Here is a 20111-nt window from a genome sequence, read left to right as displayed (position 1 = left end):
GATCCGCACGATCGTGACGTGCCGGCCCAGGCGTGGGCCCTGGGCGGCGATGTCGTCGGCCCGCAGCACGGCGTCGGCGTGGTGCAGCCTGGCCTCGCCGAACAGCGATCCGGACACCGGGCCGGCCACCCGCCGGGCCCGGCGCGACGCGACCCGGTGGTCCGGCGGTCGGCGGCCCCGCCGGACCGTCTGTTCCGGGTCGGTCGGCGTTCGCCGGGCCGCGCTCGGCGCGGGCGGTGTGCTCTGCCTCGTCCTCGGCGCCTCCGTCGCGCTGTCGGGCACGCAGACCCCGGTGGTGCGCATCCAGCCCTCCGTGAACCGGGCGGACCCCGCCGTCCCGGCCGCCGACCGGGCGGGCGGGCCGGCCACCGGACCGGCCGCGGCGAGCGGGGCGGCCACCCCGGCCCCGCGGCCCTTCGCCGCGTCGGCTCCGAGCCGGCTGGTCGTCCCCTCGGCCGGGGTGGACGCGCCGGTCTCCGGGCTGGGTCTGCACCCGGACGGCACGGTCGAGGTCCCGTCCGCCGACCGGGCCGACGAGGTCGGCTGGTACCGCAACGGACCGACCCCCGGGGAGACCGGCCCGGCCGTCCTGATCGGCCACTACGACACCGTGCACGGCCCGGCGGTCTTCGCCGGTCTGCCGAAGCTCCGCCCGGGCGACCTCGTCCAGGTGCGGCGGGCCGACGGCAGCACGGTGGAGTTCAAGGTCCGCTCCCTGCTCCAGGCGGGCAAGGACCGGTTCCCGACCGAGACGGTCTACGGCAACACCAGCGCGCCGGAGCTCCGGCTGATCACCTGCGGGGGGCGGATCGGTTCGGACGGCCACTGGACGGACAACATCATCGTCCTCGCCGACCTGGTCCCCCCGGGCGCCCCGGCGAGCTGACCGGGCCGGCCCGACGAACGGTGCGGACCGACCGCGCCGGCCTGACCGACCGACCCGACCGGCCGCAACCGGGTGCCGCGGCCGTCGCGCCCGCGTGACGGCCGCGGCACCCGGCCGCCGGGGTCTCCCCGCAGGTGGGCGGTGCCCGGGCGGGCGGAACCACCCGGTAGCGTTCGGGCGACCTATCAAACGTGGGCGAACCGACGCCTCGCCGCAGACCAGGAAGAGGACGACCACCGTGGCAGCAGCACACCCACCCCGCCGAGGGCCCCGGGCGGCGGCGCGCGGATCCGCCGTCGCCGTCCTCGGCCTGCTCGTGGCGCTGGCCGGGTGCGCGACCCCCGGGGAACTGCGGGACGCGGGGGCCGCCCGGCCCGTGACGCCGTCCCCCAAGCCGCAGCCGCTCTGGCCGGCGCTGGCCGCGGCGCCGTCGCCGACCTCCCCCGCCGCGTCCGAGACGGGCCCCGCCGAGCCGCCACCGGTTCCGGTGCCGGGTGTCGCCGTGCCCGGCCCGGACCTCACCTCGGTGGACCTGGGCGCCCTGCTGGCCAAGGACCCGGCCGTGTCCGCGGAGGAGCGGCGCGCCCTGACCGGCTGTCCGGACTGCGGGGTCCGCGACCCCGAGTTCCGCGATCTCACCGGTGACGGCCGCCCCGAGCTGATCGCCGCGGTCGCCACCGGCGGCTCGGTCGTCCTGCACGTCTACGCCCTGGGCAGCGGCGGGGTCGTGCCCGTCCTCCGGGTGGCGGTGCTCCGGGCGTTCAGCGCCGAGACCCTCGCCGCCGACCTCTGGCTGAACGAGGCGACCACCCCCTCCTCCCGCACCATCAGCCACTACGGCTGGAACGGCACCCGGCTCGTCCTGCTGGAGCAGCGGGTCGAGGCGATCGGTCCGGTCACGGCGCCCGGCCGCGGCCCCACCCCCGCCGACCGGCCCTCCGAGCCGGCCGGAGCCGCCCAGCCGAGTGCCGCGCCGTTCTCCGCCAAGCCCGCGGTCTCGCCCTCCAGCGGGGTGGGCCAGCCCCGCCGCCCCGACCAGGCGGTCCCGGTCCCCGCCCCCCGCCCGGGCACGGCGGTGCCGACCACGGCCCTCCCGACCCCGGCCGCCCCGGAAGCGAAGCGATGACTCCCGCCCCCGTCCACCCGCACATCCTGATCGTCGAGGACGACGAGGTGATCCGCGAGGCCACCCGGATGGCCCTGGAACGCTACGGATTCCCCGTCAGCACGGCCGCCGACGGGCTGGAGGGGCTGGAGGCGTTCCACACCGCCCACCCCGACCTGATCCTGCTCGACGTGATGCTGCCGCTCCTCGACGGGGTCGGCCTCTGCCGGCGCATCCGCGAGGAGAGCCAGCTGCCGATCCTGATGATGTCGGCGCGCACCGACCCCGTCGACGTGGTGTCGGGCCTGGAGGCCGGGGCGGACGACTACGTCGTCAAGCCGTTCGAGAGCGCGGTGCTGGTGGCCCGGATCCGCACGGTGCTGCGCCGGGTCCCGGTGGCGCCGGCCGGAGCTGCGCCCGCGCCCGGACCGGCGGCCGGCACCGGAGCGCCGGCCGCGACACCCGCCGGACCCGCCACGCCCACCGCGACACCCGCCTCCGCACCCGCCGACGCCGAACCGGCGCCGGCGCCCGCGGCCCGCACGGTGCGCGCCATCGACGGACTGGAGGTGGACACCGACAGCATGGAGGTGCGGGTGGACGGCCGCCTCGTCCCGCTCACCCCCACCGAACTGCGGCTGCTGCTGGAGTTCACCGCCGCGCCGGGCACCGTGCTGGAACGCTCCGGTCTGCTCGAACGGGTCTGGGACTACGACTGGGGGGCCGACACCAGGGTGGTCGACGTCCACGTCCAGCGGCTGCGCGCCAAGATCGGCTCGGGTCGGATCGAGACCGTCCGCGGCTTCGGCTACAAGCTGCGGCGCCCGGCATGACCCTGCGCCGTCAGATCGCCACCGCCGTCGCCGCGATCTCCGTCCTGGTCGCGCTGAGCGTCGGTCTGCTGGTCCACCAGGCGATGGTGCGTCAGCACGTCGACCAGGCCCGCCGGTCCGCACTCGGCGCGCTGGACTCCGCCCTCACCTCCTACGGCCGCAACGGCGAACCCGCCCGCCCGGGCGTCGCCCTGGACGATCCGGCGCTGCCGCCCCGGCTGCGCGCGCTCGCGGCGGACGGCCACCAGGGATCCGTACTGGCCACCGGTCCGCAGGGCGAGGCGATGTGGGCGGCCGCGCCCGTGGACGGCGCGGTGCTGTCCGTCCGGGTGGACTTCACCGCGGACCGCGGTGCCATCGGCGACCTCGACCGGATCATCCTGATCACCGTCACCGCCTCGGTCTTCACCACCGTCCTGGCGGGCGTGCTCGTCGCCGACCGGATCAGCCGCCGGCTGCGCACCGCCGCGACGGCCGCCCGCGAGATCGCCGCCGGGCGGACGGACACCCGGATGGGCGAACTGGGCGACGGCCGGGACGAGGTCGCCGACCTCGCCGCCGCCGTCGACTCGATGTCCCAGGCGCTGCACCGCCGATTGGAGGACGAGCAGCGGTTCACCGCGGACGTCGCGCACGAGCTGCGCACCCCGCTCACCGGTCTGGTCACCGCCGCCGAACTGCTCCCGCCGGGGCGGCCCACCCAGCTGGTCCGCAACCGGGTCCAGGCGCTGCGCTCCCTGGTGGAGGACCTGCTGGAGGTCTCCCGACTGGACGCGGACGCGGAGACGCCGTACCTGTCCCCCGTGCCGCTCGGCCGGGCCGTCCGGCGGACGGTCACGATCACCGGCCTGACCGTCGACCTGTCCGTGCGGGCGGAGGGCGACGCCCCGACCGACCCAGCACCCGGTGCCGACGGACCGGTGGTGCGCACCGACCTGCGCCGGCTGGACCGGATCCTGGCCAACCTGCTGGTGAACGCGGACCGGCACGGCCGGGGCCCGGTGCTGCTGAGCGTCGACGGGCTGCGGATCACCGTCCGCGACCACGGCCCCGGCTACCCCGACGACCTGCTGCGGCACGGACCTCAGCGCTTCCGCACCAGCGTGCGCGAGCGCGGGCGCGGACACGGTCTCGGCCTGACCATCGCCCAGGGCCACGCCCGGGTGATCGGCGCGGAACTGACCTTCGCCAACCACCCGGACGGCGGCGCCGTCGCCTCCCTCGTCCTGCCGGCCGGGAGCGCCGGTGAGCCCGGTGAGCCCCCCGCCGAGGAGCTCGACCCCGGCGAGCAGACCGCCCCCGCCCAGCCGGACGGCGCGCACCCGTAGGCACCGACACGACGCCGGGCGCCCCGGCCGCTCGATGCGGCCGGGGCGCCCGGGTGTCGGGAAGCCGTCGGTCAGCCGTTGCTCTTGCTGAACGCCTCCAGCCAGCTGAGCTTCGGGCCGAAGAGGCCGACCGAGGCCGCGCCCGTCGCCAGACCCGACGACGACGAGGGCTGGGGCTCGCTGTGCGCCAGCGCCGCGGTCGGCACGGCCACTACGGCCGCGGCCGCCAGAACCGCGGTGACGACGAACTTGCCAAGGTTTCCACGCACGGACATCTCACGCCTTCCAAGGTCATCACTGCTCTGCCACCCGCCCTCACGAACGGGCCGGGCCCGGAACGGGCCCCAGAGGCGCCCGGTGAGGGGCACCCGCGAAACGTTTGCACACGAACGCGGGCAAGTCGCCCTTTTCGCCACCCGAGCGGTACGAACGGGTGACAGACATGCCCCGGTCGGGTGAGCCGCCCCGGCGAACGGCCCAGCGCCCGGCGCGACGCGACAGCCCGTCGGTCGGCACGCAGGCGGCGGCGGCAGGCAGCAGCACGCGGCGTCAGCGCGCGCACGGCGGTGGGGTGAACCGGCGGGTCGAGGCGACCGCCCGGGCGATGCCGCAGTCCGGCACCGCCCGGGCGCGCAGGCCCGGCCGGGCGGACCGCAGGGCGGCCAGGCCCTCGACCGCGATCGCCTCCGCGGCGTGGTCGTCGCTGCGGTGGAACAGCTCCGCCGCCTCGGCCTGCGCGGCGGCGGCCCGGCCGAAGCGGCTAAGCAGCATCAGCACGTAGGCCAGGTTGTTCAGCGACTCCCCGCGCCCGTGGTCGTCGTCGATGGCCCGGAAGACCTCGGCGGCCCGGCCGAGCGCCTCCTCGGCCGGCCGGAGCCGCTCCGCCCGCACCAGCATGGTGCCCAGGTTGTAGAGCGCCGAGGCCTCGCCGTCGCCCTCGCCGCAGGCCCGCTGCAGCTCGGCGGCCCGGGTGCCGGCCGCGACGGCCTCGTCGAGCCGCCCGAGCTCACCGAGCACCGCGGCGCGCCGTCAGCTCCGCGGCCTGGCCCTTCGGGTCCCCCGAGTCCGCGAAGACCGCGGCGGCCTCGTCGAGGACGTCGACCGCCTCGTCGGCGCGGCCCGCCGCCCTGAGCGTCACGGCGAGCCGCAGGAAGGGCCAGCGGACCGGCCGGCCCGTACGGCGGGCGGCGTCGAGTGCGGCCCGCCGCGCCCGGACGGCCTCCGCCGGGTGCCCGGCCCGCTCCAGCGCCTCGGCGAGGTGGTCCAGGACCATCACCTCGCCCAGCGCGTCCTGGGCGTTGGCGGCGTCCCGGAACCACTCCAGGGCCCGGGTGGAGGTCCCCGCCGCCTCCTCGTACCGGGCGCTGCCGAGCCGGGCGACGCCGAGGTTGTGCAGTGCCCAGCCCTCCCAGGGAACGACGCGTTCGGCTCCGGCAGTCCGGCCAGGGCCGGGTCCTGGGGCGCCGGCAGCTGGATGGTGACGTTCCGGCCCTGCACCACCGCGTGGAAGAACGTCCCGCCGTTGACCGTGTTCCGCATGCCGCCCCCCGGCTCGCACCGTTGCCCGCCACCCCGCCGGCCGGTCGCCGTAGCGGGGTCCCCGCGGGCCAGGCTACGACGGAGGGGGCCGACCGGGAGGGCGGTTGCGGCGTCCGGCGCGGCCTGGCCGGTCGCCGGATCAGGTCCGCGGCGGCGCCAACAGGGCCCGGGCGGCGGCGATCTCGGCGCGGGCCGCCTCCTCGACCGCCGTCAGGTGCTCGGCGCTGCCGGGCCCGACCGGTATCCGCACCGGGAGCGGTCCGGAGGCCTCGACGATCCGGAGCACCTGCCGGGCGAAGTCCTCGGGCCGGCCGACCCCGGGCACCTCGGCCAGCGCACCGAGCGCACTGCGCATCGGGCCGGTGAACTCCGCGTAGTCCGGCGAGCGGCCGGCCGCGTCGGCGAGCGAGGAGCCGTACCGGGTGGCGTAGCCGCCGGGCTCCAGCGCGGCGACCCGGATGCCGAACGGGGCCGCCTCGGCCGCCAGCGCCTGGGTCATGCCCTCCAGGGCGTGCTTGCCGGTGACGTACGCGGCCAGGCCGGGGAAGGCCGTCCGGCCGGCCAGCGAGGAGACGTTGAGGATGTGTCCGCCGCGCTGCGCGCGCATCACGGGCAGCGCCAGGCGGGCCAGCCGCCACGGGCCCACCACCAGGATCTCCAGCTGGTCCCGGAGTTCGTCGTCGCCCACCTCCTCGACCGCTCCGAAGAGCCCGCAGCCCGCGTTGTTGACCAGGACGTCCAGGCCGCCGAGGCGGTCGACCGCCACCGCGACGGCCTCCGCGCACTGCCCGGGGTCGCGGACGTCCAGGGCGACCGGGACGACCCGGCCCCGGTGCTCGCCGACCAGGCCGTCCAGCGCCACCGGCTTGCGGGCGGTCGCCACCACGGTGTCCCCGGCGGCCGCCACCGCTCTCGCCAGTGCCAGTCCGAGCCCGGACGAACAACCCGTGACCAGCCAACGTCGTGCCATGACGGCCCCCCTGACCTCGTGTGCGGTGTGTCCCGCCACGGTCCCAGAGCCGTCCGCCGCCGCCCAGAGCCGGGACCGACCGCCCTGCGGCGCGCGGTGGCGCGAAGGGGCGCGGGAATCCGCCACGCGCCCCTCGGCCGGGGCGGCCCCGAAGGGGACCCCGGGCCGGGCGGCGCTCCGGGCCCAGGGGATCGCGCGACCGTCGGCGCGGAGGTCCTCCAGGGTCTGGCGCCCGGTCGGGTCCGCGAGCGCGCGGCGGAGCCCGGACCAGCCCCGGGTGTCTGTCACCCGTCATTTCCAGCAGTCCGGCCGCTTGACCGATAGGTGGCCCGCGAGAGTCGGGGGCGCCCCGTGGCGGACCGCCGAGCAGTCTGACCGCCGAGCAGTCTCACCCGGTGGCGCGAAGTCGCCTGCTCATGTCACACACCGTTGACAGTCATCACACATCCCCCTCAGGATCTCACCCGCCCCACACAACTGACGGCACCTCACCGACTCATCGGAGCCCAGCGGAAACCGTCGGACCCCATCTGACCGGTGCAGCCCTCGCGCGCCGCCACCACCCTCGGAAGGACTCCCCATGCGCCGCACCACCGCCCTGCTGCTGACCTCCCTGCTCGCCTCCGCCGCCGTGCTGGCCGCCCCGACCGCCGCCGAGGCGCGGGCCAGCGCCGACAACCCGACCACCGGCTCGTGCGTCGCCTACCCGTCGGGCCCGTTCGGCGTCGGCGTCTGTTCCGGCCTCGAACCCCGCCGGGCCTGGTCCGTCTCGGCCAAGTGCATGTCCGGCCTCACCGTCACCAGCGGCCTGCGGCTCGGCGACGGCACCGCGACCGCCAACTGCGGCAACAGCCGGGTCTACACCACCCAGGTCTCGATCGGTCCGATCCTCCCGTAGGGCCGGTCTCCGGACTCAGCCGGCCGAGCCGGCGAGCCGCCGGGTGAGGGTCACGGCCGGGGCGCGTCGGCCCGGCCGTGACCCTCAGGCGTGCGGCTCGGCCGGTCGACCCGCCGGGTGGGCCATGCCGAGCGGGGCCAGCACGGTCGCGGCCGCCGTCACCGCCTCGGCGACCAGCGCCGCGGTGCGGGCCGCCTCGTAGAGGTGCTCGCGGGCGTCGCGCGCGGCCCGCAGGGCCTCGTGGGCCCGCTCCCCGTCGAGCCCCTCGCCGCGGGCCGGGCCGACGCGCCCGGCCGCCTGCTCACTACTGAGGAACGAGGCGAGCTGGTCGAGGAGTTCGGGCAGCCGGGCGGTCACCCCGGCCAGCGCGGCGACGGCCTCGACCGCGTCCCCCGGGAGCACCAGGCCGGGCGCTCCCCCGGGTGCGCCGCTGCGCACTGCGGCGCTGAGCAACTCGGCCGCCTCCGCGGATAGTTCGGCAACGGACAGCGAGGGCGAGGGCGGTACGGCATCACTCACGGCGACTCCTCCTTGGTGATCGGCATCCGGGCCCGACCCGGGTGCCCGGGGCTTCTCTCCGGGTCCGTCTGCCCCGTCGGCGCGCAGCCAGGCCTGCGCCGGCCGACCGTGGCAGGAACCGGTCACCACCGGCCGGCCAGGGCGCGGCGCGACCGCCGGCCAGGCGGCGACACCCCGCGCCACGGCCGGAACGGGCCGACCCTGGAGGAGCCCGGCCGACGCACGGTGGCGGCGGCCGACCGGGACCGGTCCGGGCGGCGGCGCCGGCCGCGACCGCGTCGTCACGGCCTGGGAGAGGCCCCGCGACCGGCGACGTGGCTCCGAACACCGCAGCGGTCTCACCCGCGCCTCACGGCGACCTCCCGGGCGGCGGCGCCGAACGGACCGGCGGTGCGCCCGCGCCCGGCCGCGCCGGCGGGCGGACCCCACCCATGAGGCTCCGTCGGACCCGGCACGAACGGTCGGCGGACGTTCACCGGGACATGGCTCGGCGCCATTCTTTCCCATCGCCACCGACGTCAATCCGGCGACGGCGGACATTCTTCGGCAGCGCGGCTTCGTTCACCATTCGACCACACCACGTCGCCGCAATATCCTCAACAGCCATTGTGACACCGCATGTTCGAAGGTAGAGTCCCGGTCCGCCGAGCGCGAATGAGCGCTTGCGAGCAATTCTTTGGGGCGGGCATGTCACATGACAACAGCACCACTGGAGTTCCTTCCGACTTACTTGACGCGTTCACGGAAACCGTTGGCCGCTTTCCGGAGCGCCCGGCGATCGTCCGGCACGGCCGGGCCATCGGTTACGCCCGTCTGCACGCGGCGGTGAGCGACCTGGCCAGGCGCCTCGGGCCCGATCCGGGGGTGGTCGCCGTGCAGGCGCACCACATTCCGGAAACGGTTGTCGGGCTGCTCGGCATCCTCGCCGCGGGCGGGGTCTACTGCCCCACCGATCCGGCATTCCTGGCCCACCGGTCGCAGACGATGCTCTCGGCGGTCGGCTGTCGCACAATGGTCGCGGCCGATCCCGGATCGGCACACCGACTCGGCCTCGATTGGATCGCCCCGGCCCCCCTGCCGGAATTCTCCGCAAACCTGGGGAGAACGGCCCGGACGGGCGTTCCGAATTCGCCCGGCACCGCGCCGGACGCCGTTCCCGGCGCCGCGCCGGACACCCTTCGCCCGCCTCCGGCGGAGCCGGGCCGGAACGCGGACCCCGGCCTGAACGCGGACTCCGACCGGAACGCGGACGCCGGCCGGAACGCGGACGCCGGCCACAGCGACGCCCGCGACGGCGCCGGGAGCCGGAGCGGGACCGCCGGCGGGGAACCGGCCTACCTCCTCTTCACCTCCGGCTCCACCGGACAGCCGAAACCCGTCCTCACCCCCCGCCGGGCCCTCGCCGCCGTGGTGCCCTCGCTGCGCGAGCTCTTCGGCCTCACCCCCGACGACCGCGTGCTGCAGTTCGCCTCCCTCAACTGGGACACCTGCTTCGAGGAGATCCTGCCGACGCTCACCGCGGGCGCCACCCTGGTGTTCGACGACGAGGCGCACCGCGGGTCCTTCCCGCGGTTCCTGCGGATGGTCGAGCGCGAGCGGATCACCGTCCTCGACCTGCCGACCGCCTTCTGGCACGAGCTGGTGCTCCACCTGGCCGAGGAGGGCGCACCCCTGCCCGACTGCGTACGGGTGCTGGTGATCGGGGGCGAGCCGGCGAGCCCCGCCCGCCTGGCCGACTGGACCGTGCTGGACACCGGGCGGATCCGCCTGGTCAACACCTACGGCTGCACCGAGACGACGCTGATCACCCACGCCGTCGACCTGCACGGCCCGCAGGCGCCCCCGACCGGCTGGGACTGGCCCGGCGGCGCTCGGGCGCCGATCGGCCGCCCGCTCCGCCATGTCGTTCAACTGATCAGCGAACAGGGTGAGTTGCTGATCGGCGGGCCGTCCGTGGCGCTGGGCTACCACGGCCTGCCCGAGGCCACCGGCGCCAGGTTCACCGTCGTCGACGGCGTCCGCTGCTTCCGCACCGGCGACCTCGTGAGCGGGTCCCCGGACGGCCTCCTCACCCACCGCGGCCGGCTGGACGGCGAGGTCAAGGTCCGGGGCATCCGGGTGGACCCGGCGGAGGTGGAGGCGCACATCGCGGGCCACCCCGGGGTGCACGCGGTGGCGGTGGCCGCGGCGACGCTCGCCGGCCGGTCCGCCCTGGTCGCCTATGTGGTGGCGCGGGCGGACGCGACGGGAGGAACGCTGGACGCCGACGTCCTGGCGTACCTGCGCGCGGAGGTCCCCGGCCATCTCGTGCCCAGCCGGATCACCGTGGTGCCCGAGCTGGTGCGCACCACGAGCGGAAAGGTCGACCGGGCTGGCTCGCACCGCCGGTACGCGGCCCCCGAACAGGTCAAAGGAGACCTTCGATGAACGTTGACACCACCCTCTCCACCGCCGTCCACGGCACACCGGCGGCGGCCGCCGCGGAGCGTTCCGCCGCCGGGGTCGACGGTCTGGTGGCCGTCTTCCGCCGGGTGCTGGAGACACCCGGGGTCGCGCCCGACTCCGACTTCTTCCAGCTCGGCGGCGACTCGCTGATCGCCACCCGGGTGCTCAGCGCGATCGCCCGCGACCACGGCGTGGAGCTGACCTTCGACGACTTCCTGCTCGCGCCGACGCCCCGGGCGCTCGCCGAGAAGATCGCGGCCGGCAGATGACCGACGCCGACGACGCCGCGGCGGCACCCCCACCTCGGGAGCCCGGCCGGGTCAGGACCGCCGTCGTGGTCGGCGCCGGGCTCGCCGGCCTCACCGCCGCCACCGGGCTGGCGGCCCGGGGCATCGACGTCACCGTGCTGGAGGCCCGCCCCCGGGTCGGCGGGCGCACCCGCGGCCTGCCGGTCGCGCCCGGCTGCCAGGTCGACGCCGGAGCCGCCTACCTGGGCGAGCGGCACACCGAACTCCTCGCCCTGGTCAAGGAACTGGGCCTGGACACCACGCCGACCACGATGCGGGGCGCCAGCCGGTTCGTCCTCGGCCCCGAGGGCACCACCCGGGACGGCCGGTTCCCGCCGCTCAACGCCGTGGCACTCGGCGGCCTCTTCGACCTGCTGGACGAACTCACCGCGGCCGTCCGCCCCGACGCGCCGTGGCTCACTCCGGACGCCGAGCGGCTGGACACCCTCACCGCCGCCGAATGGGCCGACGGGCGGCTGACCCACCCGGACGCCCGGCTCTTCTTCCCGCTGTTCCTCGGCGAGATGATGGCCGCCGACCCGGCCGACGTCTCCGTCCTGCACATGGCGTTCTACCTCCGCTCGGGCGGTGGCGTCCGCTACCTCAACGCCTTCGAGGGCGGCGCCCAGCAGGACCGGATCACCGGCGGCGCCCACCAGGTGTGCGAGCGGCTGGCCGGCCGGCTGGGCAGCCGGGTGCGGCTCGGCGAGGCCGTCCGCGCGGTCCACCAGGACGACGCCGGGGTCACCGTCCACGCGACGGCCAGCGCCCACCGGGCGGACGTCGCGGTGCTGGCGCTGCCGCCGCTGCTCGCCGACGCCGTCGAGCACCGGCCGGCGCCGGCGGTGCCCCGGGCGGGCGACCGGACGGCGCGGGGCTGCGCCGTGAAGGCGACCCTGGTCTACCCCGCGCCGCTCTGGCGCGCGCACGGCCTCTCCGGCTGGTCGGTCAACGCCGAGGGCCCGCTGCTGTCGACGGTGGACGACTCACCGGCCGACGGCGGGGTCGGCGTCCTGACCGGCTTCGTCACCGGGGCCGAGGCCCGGCGGTTCGGCGCGCTGAGCCCGCGGCGGCAGCGCGCGGCCGTGGTGGAGCAGGCCGCCCGGATCTTCCCGATGCTCCCGCCGCCGACCGGCCTGCACATCACCGACTGGGTCGACGAGCGGTACAGCCAGGGCTGCTACGCGGCGCTGCGGGGGCCCGGCGACTGGCTCCGGTACGGGCCGACGCTGACCGCACCGCACGGGCGGGTGCACTGGGCCGGCACCGAGACCAGCACCGAGTACTTCGGGCTGATGGAGGGCGCCGTCCGCTCCGGCCACCGGGTCGTCGCCGAGATCCTCGCCCGGGACTGACCCCGGCACCCAGCCGGGTGCCCAGCCCGGCACCCACCGCGGCCCCGCCCCGGCCGGGCCGTTCACGAAGGCGCACCGGCAGCCGTCCCCGCCCCGGGGCACCGCCACCCGGCGCCCCGTCGTACCCGCACGCCCGCACGCCCGCACCAACCGGTCCGCGCCGCAGCGCGGGCCGGCCCCCCACCGTCGCCCGGCCCGGTTCCACAAGGACCCCGCCGGGCCACTCCCCCAGGAGACCGCCATGAGCGACCGGAGTCCCCTCGCGCCCCTCGCCGCCCGGGAACGGCTGATGACCGAACCCGCCCTCGGCGCGGGCAACTTCCTGGACCACGCCCTCGCGGTCAACCCGAACCGCGCCGTCCCGTTCGCCTACAGCCACCACACCGACCACCGCGGCGCGATCGTCCTGCGCGGCCACAGCCTGCTCGACCTCGCCGCCCTGCGCGACTGCTACGCCAGCTGGTACTGGGCCAACGGCGTGCGCCCCGGCGAGCCGGTCGGCATCGTCGTCGGCGAGGGCCTGGAACCACTGCTGCACTTCCTCGCGCTGACCGCCCTCGGCGCCGTCCCCGCCCTGGTCAACGACGCCATGCGGCACGACGTCATGGTCCGCTACCTCGACCACGTGGGCGTGGTCGGCATCGTGGCGGACGATCCCACCCGCCTCGCCGCGGCCTACCGCGAGACCCCGAGCCGCCGCCCCCGGTTCATCGTGCCGGCCGCCGAGATCCGGGCCTTCGACGCCGGCGCGGCCCGGCTCCCCGAGGTCTACCCGTACCGGCACGCCGACGCCGACGTGGTCGCCCTGATCCACTCCTCGGGCACCACCGGCACGCCGAAGTCCACGATGCTGGCGCACCGTCAGTTCTGGGACGGCAAGCAGCCGCGGATGGTGCGCTTCCCCGCGGAGCCGTACGACCGGCTGATGTCGATGATGCCGCACACCCACGCGGGCGGCCTCAGCTACTTCCTCACCGCCACCCTGCTCGGTCTGCCGACCGTGGTGATGTCCGACTGGCGGCGGGCGGTCGTGGAGCCGGTGATGGAGGCCTTCCGGCCCACCATGGTCGCCTCCTTCCCGCGCACCTTCGTCGAGCTGGCCACCGGCGAACCGCCCACCAGGGGCGCGGCCGAGGTGCACTCCTGGTTCAACACCGGGGACAGCGCGCACTACGGGCACATCCGGCGGCTGGTGCGGCTCGGGCGGCGGCCGGCGGGCCTGATCCGGCCGTGGCTGCTGCCCCGGCAGCGGGCCGAGCAACCCGACCTGCCCGGTTCGCAGTTCATCGACGGCCTGGGCTCGTCCGAGATGGGCATGGCGCTGTTCGGCCAGGTGACCACACCGGAGAGTGCCCGCGACGACCGCTGCGTCGGCAAGCCGCTGGAGGTCGTCCGGCGGGCCTCGATCCTCAGCGAGGACGGCGAGGAACTCCCGGACGGCACGGTCGGGTTGCTCGGGGTCGTCTCCCCCTCGCGGACCCCGGGGTACTGGAACGACCCGCGGCTCACCGCGAGCTTCGAACTGGCCGGCCACTGGCTCACCGGCGACGTGGCGCGCCGCGACGCCGAGGGCAACTTCTACCACCTCGACCGGACGGTGGACGTCATCGACACCGCGGCCGGCCCGGTCTACAGCCTGCCGATCGAGGAGGTGCTGCTGGCCGACTGCGGCGAGCTCGTCCAGGACTGCTCGGTGATCGGCGTGCCCGGGGCGCCGGGTGAGGGCCAACGGCCGCTCGCCGTCGTCCGGTTGCAGGCCGAGGCCGCGGCGGCGACCGCCGAGGAGGTCCAGGAGGCCGCCAACAAGGCGCTCGCCGGCGCCGGACTGGCCACGCTCGCCGCGGTGAGCATCGCCCGGACACCGGAGGACTTCCCGCTCGGGCCGACCGGCAAGGTGCTCAAGCGCGAACTGCGGACCCGCTTCGCCACCCGCTTCACCGGCCAGTAGCGCCCGATGGACCGCCAACCCACCCGGCAGCCCTACCAGTACGTCCGGACCGCGCTGGCCGAGCCGGACTGGCGCCGGCTGCCGGGCTGGCGCCACGTCACAGCGGCGCAGTGGCGGGACGCCCAGTGGCAGCGGGCGCACTGCGTGCGCAGCGCCCGGCAGCTGCGGGGCGTCGTCGGATCGCTGCTCACCGACCGCTTCTACGACGAACTCGCCGCCGACCAGGCCGGGTTCGCCACCATGTCGATGCTGCTGCCGCCGCAGATGCTGAACACCATGGCGCCGCACGCACCGACCGTGCCGCAGGCGTTCACCGAGGCCTTCCTGGCCGATCCGGTCCGCCGCTACATGCTGCCCGTCCGCGCGGACCGCCACCCGCGCTGGCCGAGCCACCCCAAGGCCGAACGCGACTCCCTGCACGAGGCCGAGATGTGGGTGGTGGAGGGGCTCACCCACCGCTACCCCACCAAGGTGCTGGCCGAACTGACCGCCACCTGCCCGCAGTACTGCGGGCACTGCACCCGGATGGACCTGGTCGGCAACTCCACCCCCCAGGTCACCAAGACCAGGCTGGCGCTGCGGCCGGTGGACCGGCAGGAGCAGATCCTCGACCACCTCAAGCGCACCCCGTCGGTGCGCGACGTGGTGGTCTCCGGCGGGGACCTCGCCAACGTGCCCTGGCCGCAGCTGGAGACGTTCCTGCTGCGGCTGCTGGAGCTGGAGTCGGTGCGCGACATCCGGCTGGCCAGCAAGGCGGTGGTCGGCCTGCCGCAGCACTGGCTCCAGCCGCGGATCGTCGAGGGGCTGGGCCGGGTGGCCGCCGTCGCGGCCCGCCGGTCGGTCAGCCTCGCCGTGCACACCCACGCCAACCACGTGCAGTCGGTGACGCCGCTGGTCGCCGAGGCCGCCCGGGCGCTGCTGGACGCGGGCGTGCGGGACGTGCGCAACCAGGGCGTGCTGATGCGCGGGGTCAACGCCACCCCCGAGGACCTGCTGGACCTCTGCTTCGCCCTCCAGGGCGAGGCGAACATCCTCCCCTACTACTTCTACCTCTGCGACATGATCCCGGGCGCCGAGCACTGGCGCACTCCGGTGCACCGGGCCCAGCGGCTCCAGGAGGCGATCATGGGCTACCTGCCCGGCTACGCCACCCCGCGGATCGTCTGCGACGTCCCCCAGCTCGGCAAGCGCTGGGTGCACCAGGCGGTCGCCTACGACCGCGAACGCGGCATCTCCTCCTGGACGAAGGACTACCGCACCGCACCGGAGGCCCGCGAGAGCACCGACCTCGACGCCGTGCTCGACCGGCGCCACCTGTACTACGACCCGGTGGACACCCTCCCGGAGCCGGGCCGCCGCTGGTGGTCCGAGCAGCCCGGCGCCCCCTCGTCCGCACCCCCTCGGAAGGACACGCCGTGACCCCACCCCCCACCGCGCCCGGCGCCGGGCCGCTGCGCCGGATGTGCTGGATCTTCCCCGACCGGGAGTCGACCAGGATGGCGGCGACCTGGCACCCCTTCTTCTGGGACCTCTACGCGGAGGTCGCCGAGGGCCTGGGGATGAGCTGGACCAGGCACGCCCCCGACGCGGTCACCGTCGACGGCACCGTACGCGGGCGGCCGGTGGTCTACGTGGACGACGAGGCGGTCTCACCGCAGGACACCCTCTTCGTGACCGCCCTCTACTCGCTGCCGTACCAGTCGATGGACGTCTTCAACCAGTACGCGCTCTACGCCGTGCTCGAACAGGCCGGGTTCTACCTGCCGTTCCCCCCGCTGATGTCGCTCATCGGGAACGACAAGCTGGCCACCCTGCTGCACCTCGCCGATTCCCCCGTCCCCCCGGTGCCGACCGTGCGGATCGGCACCGGCCGCGACATCGCCAAGCACCAGTACGAGGTGGCGCTGGGCGGTATGACCTACCCGGCCATCGTGAAGCCGGCCGGCTGGTGCGGCGGTGGCGGGATCAACCTGGCCCGCAGCGCCGAGGACCTCCGGGGCCTGGCCAGCCTGGCGCAGGGCGGGGACACCACGCTCGTGGTCCAGCCCTACCTCGGCGACGGGACGGTCGACTACCGGGTGTACGTGGTCGACGGCGAGCCGTACGCCGTGATGAAGCGGATCCCGGAGCCGGGCTCACCGGTGGCCAACGCCAGCCGGGGCGGAGCCATGGAGTTCCCGCCCGTCCCGGCCGAACTCGCCGCCGCCACCGCCTACTTCGCCGAGCGGCTACCGATGCCGTTCTTCTGCGTCGACTTCCTCTTCGACGGGGAACGGTACTGGTTCTCCGAACTCGAACCGGACGGGGTGATCGCCCCGGACCTGGACGACCCGCAGCGCACCCTGCAACGGGACATCACCCGCGCCCGGTTCACCGCCTACCGGGACGCCCACGCCGCCTGGCTGGCCGGCCGCGGCGGCGAACCGGCCACGCCCACCTCGGAAACGGAGACCCGGACGCGATGACCGAGCTGTTCTCACTCCCCCCGGACGCGGCCGAGCCGCGGCTGCACGTCGCCCGGCGCACCCTCGAACGTCTCCGCGGTGTACCGGAGTTGGCGCTGCGCTACGCGGACTGCGCGGCCCCGCGCACGCTCGACGGGCTCGCCGCGCTGCCGCCGCTGGACAAGGACGGCCTGAACGCCGCCCTCGCGCACCTCGAACCCCGGGCCGCCCCGGGCGCCGGCGCGACCTGGCTCTTCCAGAGCGGCGGCAGCACCGGAGCGCCCAAGGTCGGCCACGCCCCCACCGGCTTCTACATGGCCGGGGTGCACGCGCGGTGGCGGCCGCTGGAGCGCGACGACGTCTTCGTCAACGCCTGGGGCGCCGGCCGGATGTGGGGCGCGCACTTCCTCGCCGCCGCGCTGGCCGACCTCGCCGGGTGCCGGATCCTCGCGGTGGGCTCGGTCGCCACCGACGAGTACGCCGACTGGCTGCGGTTCTTCGCGACCGCCCGGGTCACCGCGATCGGCGGGACACCCAGCGTGCTCCGGCTCTGGTTCGCCCGGGCGCGGGACGCCGGGCTGGAGTTGCCGGCGCTGCGCAAGGTGCTCTGGCTCGGCGAGGCGTGGCAGCCGCAGCTGGAGGCGGACCTGGCCGCGGTCGCCCCGCGGGCGCGCCGGTGGGGCATGTTCGGCAGTACGGAGACCTGGGTGGTCGGGACCAACACCCCGGACTGTCCGGCCGACACCTTCCACCCGCTGCCCGAACAGCTGGTGCACGTCGGCGCGGCGGAGCTGCTGGACTTCACCACGCTCGACCCGGCGGTGCTCAACCCGGTGCTGCGCTACCGCACCGGCGACGCGGGGACGCTGCTGGCCTGTCCGTGCGGCCGGCCGGGCTCCGCGATGCGGGTCCTGGGCCGCCGGGACAGCGTGGTGCAGGTCCGCGGGCTGGGACTGCACGTGGACGAGGTCATCGCACGGGCGGAGCGGGAGCCGGGGGTGTCCCGGGCCCAGGTGGTGATCACCGAGGAGCACGGCCGGGCCGCCACGGTCGAGCTGCTGCTGCTCGCCGGCCCGGGCGGACCGCCCGACACCGAGCGGCTGCGCAGGGCCGTGCTGTCCGCGACCTTCACGCTCAGCACCGCCTTCCAGCACGATCCGGAGTCCTTCCGGGTGCGCCGGGTGGACGAGCTGGTCAGCAACGGCCGGACGGGCAAGACGGCCGGCCTCGTCGTCCGGGAGGGCTCGTGAAGCCGCGGAAGCCCCTGAAGCCGGAAGGGCCCGTGAAACCGGGAGGGCCCGTGAAGCCGGGAGGGCCCGTGAAGCCGCGCAGGCCCGTCTCGCTCGGGCGCGGGTTCAACCTGTTCTGGGCCGGCCAGACGGTCAGCACGGTCGGCGACCGGGTCACCGTGTTCGTCGTCCCGACCCTGATGATCTTCGTGCTGCACGCGAGCGCCCTCCAGGTCGGCGTCGTGGCGATGGCCCAGTACCTGGGCATCCCGCTGCTCGGCCCGGTCGCCGGCGTGCTGGTCGACCGCTGGGACAAGCGCCGGACGATGCTGGTCTGCGACCTCGTCCGACTGGTCGCCGTCGCGGCCGTCCCGCTGGCGTACTGGCTGGACGCGCTCTCCACGCTACTGCTGGTGGGCTGCGTGGCGGTGATCAGCGGCGCGACGATCTTCTTCAACGTCGGCTACCTCGTCGCCGTCCCCGCCGTCGCGCCGAAGGACCAACTCGTCCGCGCCTACTCCAGACTGGAGGGCAGCGGCTCGGTGTCGGAGGTGGCCGGGCCGTCGATCGCGGCCGGCCTCTACAGCGCGCTGGGCGTCGCCGCCCTGCTCGTCGACGCGGCCAGCTACCTGGTCTCCGCCGCCTGCTTCCGCCGGATGCCGGCCTGGGGCGAACGGACGGTCGCCACCGGCTCCGTGCGGGAACGGCTGACGGCGGGCTTCCGGCTCAACCGGGCCGACCCGGTGCTGCGCCGGGTGGTGGCGGCCGCGGTGACCCTCAACTGCGGCGGGCCGATCTTCGTCACGGTGCTGCCCGTGCTCGCCTACCGGGGCCTCGACGTCTCGGTCGGCGTCTTCGGCGCGGCCATGTCGGTCGCCGCGGTGGGCGCGCTGGCCGGCGCGGTCGTCGCCCCGAGGATCAGTGAACGCCTCGGCCTGGGGCGCACGCTGGCCTGGTCGCTGCTGCTGCACTGCCTGGTCGGCCTCGGGGTGCTCGCCGCGCCCGCGCTGCCGGCCGGACCGGTGATCGCCGTGACGATGGGCTGCTACGGCTTCTTCATGTCCTGCATCAACGTCTGCAGCGCCCCCACCCGGCAGTCCCGGATGTCGGCGCGGCACCAGGGGGTGATGCACGCCGCCTTCCGGACCGTCACCTGGGGGGTGATCCCGCTCGCCGCCCTGGCCGGCGGGCTGGCCGTCTCGCTGCTGACCGGTCCGCTGGGGATCCTGGACGCGGCCCGGACGGTGATGGCCGGCGGCACCCTGCTGGCGGCGCTCTCCTTCCTGCCCGCACTCGGCATCCAGCCGCTGCTCGACGCGACCGAGCGGGAAGGGGCGCAGGAGCCGCCCGCCGACGCCGGACCGGCCACCGCCACCCCGCCCGCCCCGGCGGAGCAGACCTCATGACGCCGGACCGGGGTGTCCTGCTGGTCACCGGGGCGTCCTCGGGCATCGGGCTGGCCACCGCCGTCACTGCGGCCGGGGCCGGGTTCCGCACGGTCGCGACCGTACGCGAGCCCGGCCGGGCCGACGCCCTGCGCGCGGCCGCCGACCGCGCCGGCGCCGCGGTGGACGTCCGCCGCCTCGACGTGACCGACGCCGACTCGGTGACCACCTGCCTCGACGAGGTGCGGGGGGCGTACGGCCGGCTGGACGCGGTGGTCAACAACGCCGGTGTCTCCAACTCCGATCCCACCCTGGAGATGTCGACCGCGGCCGCGCTGCGGGCCAACCTGGAGGTGAACTTCTTCGGCGTCGTCGCGGTCAGCCGGGCCGCGATGCCGCTGCTGCGGGCCGCCCGCGGCCGCCTGGTCACGATCGGCAGCGTGCACGGCGTCGTCGGCCAGCCGTTCAACGAGGCCTACTGCGCGGCGAAGTTCGCCGTCGAGGGGTTCATGGAGAGCCTCGCCCCGGTCGCCGCGGCGCACGGGGTGCGGGTGTCGGTGGTCGTACCGGGCTTCGTCCCGGACACCGCGTTCGGCGTGTTCCCGGACATCGACCGCTCGACCCTGCTGGCCGCCTCCGGCCCGTACGCGGGCACCTTCACCGACTATCTCGACCGGCTCGGCGCCCAGGGCTGGGAGGCCGCCGGCCAGCCCGCGCGGGAGGTGGCCGAGGTGGTCGTCCGGACCCTGCTCGCCGAGCGTCCGGCCTTCCGCGTCCCCACCAACGCGTGGTCCGCCGCCCACCTGGACCACAAACTCGCCGACCGGGACGGCTCGACCGTGCAGCGCCTCGCCCACAGCTGGATCGGGCACCCGCACCTCCCGGCCTGACACCGAACCGACGGACCATCAGCGCCTTCCCCGCCCACCGATCGACAGGA

19 protein-coding genes are annotated in these 20111 nt (G+C 75.7%); 14 read left to right on the top strand and 5 right to left on the bottom strand.

The features are described 5' to 3' along the window. The first annotated feature begins 238 nt into the window (after positions 1 to 238). The 4 genes from ABT263_RS32045 to ABT263_RS32030 all read left to right on the top strand — a co-directional run bounded on the left by ABT263_RS32045 (position 239) and on the right by ABT263_RS32030 (position 4152). Positions 239 to 886 carry a class F sortase gene (locus ABT263_RS32045; RefSeq protein ID WP_352295749.1) on the top strand — a complete coding sequence of 216 codons (648 nt, stop codon included), beginning with the start codon at positions 239 to 241 and terminating at the stop codon, positions 884 to 886. Positions 887 to 1124: 238 nt separating this feature from the next. Continuing rightward, positions 1125 to 2012: a hypothetical protein gene (locus ABT263_RS32040; RefSeq protein WP_352295746.1), complete on the top strand. Its 888-nt coding sequence runs from the start codon at positions 1125 to 1127 to the stop codon at positions 2010 to 2012. After that, complete coding sequence (locus tag ABT263_RS32035) at positions 2009 to 2824, top strand: response regulator (RefSeq protein WP_352295743.1); 816 nt, start codon at positions 2009 to 2011, stop codon at positions 2822 to 2824. Before ABT263_RS32040 ends, ABT263_RS32035 begins: the two co-directional genes overlap by 4 nt. Next, positions 2821 to 4152 (top strand): sensor histidine kinase, encoded by a 1332-nt coding sequence (locus ABT263_RS32030; protein ID WP_352295740.1) that lies wholly within the window; start codon positions 2821 to 2823, stop codon positions 4150 to 4152. Before ABT263_RS32035 ends, ABT263_RS32030 begins: the two co-directional genes overlap by 4 nt. Positions 4153 to 4223: 71 nt before the next feature. Here the strand turns inward: ABT263_RS32030 and ABT263_RS32025 are convergent, their stop codons facing one another. The 4 genes from ABT263_RS32025 to ABT263_RS32010 form a co-directional block, all read right to left on the bottom strand. Further along, positions 4224 to 4421 (bottom strand): hypothetical protein, encoded by a 198-nt coding sequence (locus tag ABT263_RS32025; RefSeq protein WP_352295737.1) that lies wholly within the window; start codon positions 4419 to 4421, stop codon positions 4224 to 4226. Positions 4422 to 4701: 280 nt separating this feature from the next. Beyond that, positions 4702 to 5169 carry a tetratricopeptide repeat protein gene (locus tag ABT263_RS32020; RefSeq protein WP_352295734.1) on the bottom strand — a complete coding sequence of 156 codons (468 nt, stop codon included), beginning with the start codon at positions 5167 to 5169 and terminating at the stop codon, positions 4702 to 4704. Continuing rightward, the gene (locus tag ABT263_RS32015; protein ID WP_352295731.1) at positions 5159 to 5428 is read right to left on the bottom strand and encodes a hypothetical protein; all 270 of its coding nucleotides are present in this window, start codon (positions 5426 to 5428) and stop codon (positions 5159 to 5161) included. Before ABT263_RS32015 ends, ABT263_RS32020 begins: the two co-directional genes overlap by 11 nt. Positions 5429 to 5830: 402 nt before the next feature. After that, on the bottom strand, positions 5831 to 6661 hold the full coding sequence (locus ABT263_RS32010) for an SDR family oxidoreductase (protein ID WP_329491499.1): 831 nt from the start codon (positions 6659 to 6661) through the stop codon (positions 5831 to 5833). A gap of 580 nt (positions 6662 to 7241) precedes the next feature. Between ABT263_RS32010 and ABT263_RS32005 the strand changes: the two genes are divergently transcribed. Next, complete coding sequence (locus tag ABT263_RS32005) at positions 7242 to 7559, top strand: hypothetical protein (protein ID WP_352295729.1); 318 nt, start codon at positions 7242 to 7244, stop codon at positions 7557 to 7559. A gap of 84 nt (positions 7560 to 7643) precedes the next feature. Here the strand turns inward: ABT263_RS32005 and ABT263_RS32000 are convergent, their stop codons facing one another. Beyond that, complete coding sequence (locus ABT263_RS32000; protein WP_352295727.1) at positions 7644 to 8078, bottom strand: hypothetical protein; 435 nt, start codon at positions 8076 to 8078, stop codon at positions 7644 to 7646. A gap of 618 nt (positions 8079 to 8696) precedes the next feature. Here ABT263_RS32000 and ABT263_RS31995 point away from each other — a divergent pair. From ABT263_RS31995 to ABT263_RS31955, 9 genes are all read left to right on the top strand, one after another. Further along, entirely contained in the window at positions 8697 to 10505 is a 1809-nt protein-coding gene (locus ABT263_RS31995; RefSeq protein ID WP_352295725.1) for an AMP-binding protein, read from the top strand. Beyond that, positions 10502 to 10792, top strand: coding sequence for an acyl carrier protein (locus ABT263_RS31990; RefSeq protein WP_352295722.1), 291 nt, complete (start codon positions 10502 to 10504; stop codon positions 10790 to 10792). The genes ABT263_RS31995 and ABT263_RS31990 overlap by 4 nt, the downstream gene beginning before the upstream one ends. Further along, positions 10789 to 12165, top strand: coding sequence for a flavin monoamine oxidase family protein (locus ABT263_RS31985; protein WP_352295719.1), 1377 nt, complete (start codon positions 10789 to 10791; stop codon positions 12163 to 12165). The genes ABT263_RS31990 and ABT263_RS31985 overlap by 4 nt, the downstream gene beginning before the upstream one ends. Positions 12166 to 12406: 241 nt before the next feature. Next, positions 12407 to 14113 carry a class I adenylate-forming enzyme family protein gene (locus ABT263_RS31980; protein WP_352295716.1) on the top strand — a complete coding sequence of 569 codons (1707 nt, stop codon included), beginning with the start codon at positions 12407 to 12409 and terminating at the stop codon, positions 14111 to 14113. A 6-nt stretch (positions 14114 to 14119) separates the two neighbouring features. Beyond that, positions 14120 to 15532: a KamA family radical SAM protein gene (locus ABT263_RS31975; RefSeq protein WP_352295713.1), complete on the top strand. Its 1413-nt coding sequence runs from the start codon at positions 14120 to 14122 to the stop codon at positions 15530 to 15532. Next, positions 15529 to 16578, top strand: a complete 1050-nt coding sequence (locus ABT263_RS31970; protein WP_352295710.1) for an ATP-grasp domain-containing protein — start codon at positions 15529 to 15531, stop codon at positions 16576 to 16578. Before ABT263_RS31975 ends, ABT263_RS31970 begins: the two co-directional genes overlap by 4 nt. Further along, positions 16575 to 17807 (top strand): AMP-binding protein, encoded by a 1233-nt coding sequence (locus tag ABT263_RS31965; RefSeq protein WP_352295707.1) that lies wholly within the window; start codon positions 16575 to 16577, stop codon positions 17805 to 17807. Before ABT263_RS31970 ends, ABT263_RS31965 begins: the two co-directional genes overlap by 4 nt. Positions 17808 to 17875: 68 nt before the next feature. After that, the gene (locus tag ABT263_RS31960) at positions 17876 to 19192 is read left to right on the top strand and encodes an MFS transporter (protein WP_352295705.1); all 1317 of its coding nucleotides are present in this window, start codon (positions 17876 to 17878) and stop codon (positions 19190 to 19192) included. Beyond that, positions 19189 to 20061 (top strand): SDR family NAD(P)-dependent oxidoreductase, encoded by an 873-nt coding sequence (locus tag ABT263_RS31955; protein WP_352295702.1) that lies wholly within the window; start codon positions 19189 to 19191, stop codon positions 20059 to 20061. The genes ABT263_RS31960 and ABT263_RS31955 overlap by 4 nt, the downstream gene beginning before the upstream one ends. Positions 20062 to 20111 lie beyond the last annotated feature (50 nt).

Source organism: Kitasatospora sp. NPDC001603 (assembly GCF_040298365.1).
GTDB lineage: Bacteria > Actinomycetota > Actinomycetes > Streptomycetales > Streptomycetaceae > Kitasatospora.
This window is presented reverse-complemented; position numbering and strand designations above follow the sequence as displayed.